We start from the raw sequence: 743 nt of genomic DNA, 5'->3' as shown, positions 1-743 counted from the left end.
TGAATGATCTCGACCACCAGCGCCGTCTTACGCTTCGCAGTCCACCGCTTGATGCTGTCGTCCATCGTCACACTCATCGCTACCTTCTCCATTGTAGCATGAGCAGATTTTCACTGGGTCGATACAGCCAAGTGCTGTGCGTTGTCGTATCGCGCGGTCGCATGGGGATCACGGTATAGGAAAACCAGGGGATGGTCGTGCCGCACGCAGGTCGCAACATGCGGCACACTCCAGTGTCCGCGCAGGCCCATCGACTGTTCCGGTGGAAGCCCAGAATTCTGGGCATCCTCCCGCAAGCATACTGGGCAGCCTCGGGTCTCCGGGTTGCGGAGTGTTTTCCCGAGAAAGATATGCCCCCGGAAGTTCAGGCGCCGCTCACCCACAGATGTCGGGGACCAAGCTGCGAGTTCATCCCGATCGACGCCGCCGAGGTCCGCGATGACGCGCAGCGCAACAGGATCTCCATCAACGACACCCCGAAAGGTGATACCGAAATCCTGACAAAAGTCCGGGGCCGACAACCCGTTCCGGGCCGCCAAGCGCGACGTAAAGGACGTCGCGGTCTCCCGCCAGAGAAGCGGAACGGTCAATGGAAGCGGGTTGATCATCAGGTTATCCGTAAGCGACGGCCACGCCCCATTGATTTCGCGCTTGCGCGGTGGGGCGAGTGGAGAGAGCGGAGGTCGGTTGGTAGCTCGTCAGGGACTACGAGACGAGGTCCCTATGCACCCCGGCCCTGCTGG

1 protein-coding gene is annotated in these 743 nt (G+C 61.1%); it reads right to left on the bottom strand.

Translation table 11 applies throughout. The annotated features are described in order from the left end of the window. Positions 1-110 precede the first annotated feature (110 nt). Positions 111-608: a TniQ family protein gene (locus D2N39_RS22435; protein ID WP_119136925.1), complete on the bottom strand. Its 498-nt coding sequence runs from the start codon at positions 606-608 to the stop codon at positions 111-113. Between the last annotated feature and the right edge of the window lie 135 nt (positions 609-743).

This window comes from Gemmobacter lutimaris (assembly GCF_003570715.1).
GTDB lineage: Bacteria > Pseudomonadota > Alphaproteobacteria > Rhodobacterales > Rhodobacteraceae > Gemmobacter > Gemmobacter lutimaris.
Note: the sequence above shows the minus strand (reverse complement) of the source record. Positions and strands in the feature narration are given on the sequence as shown.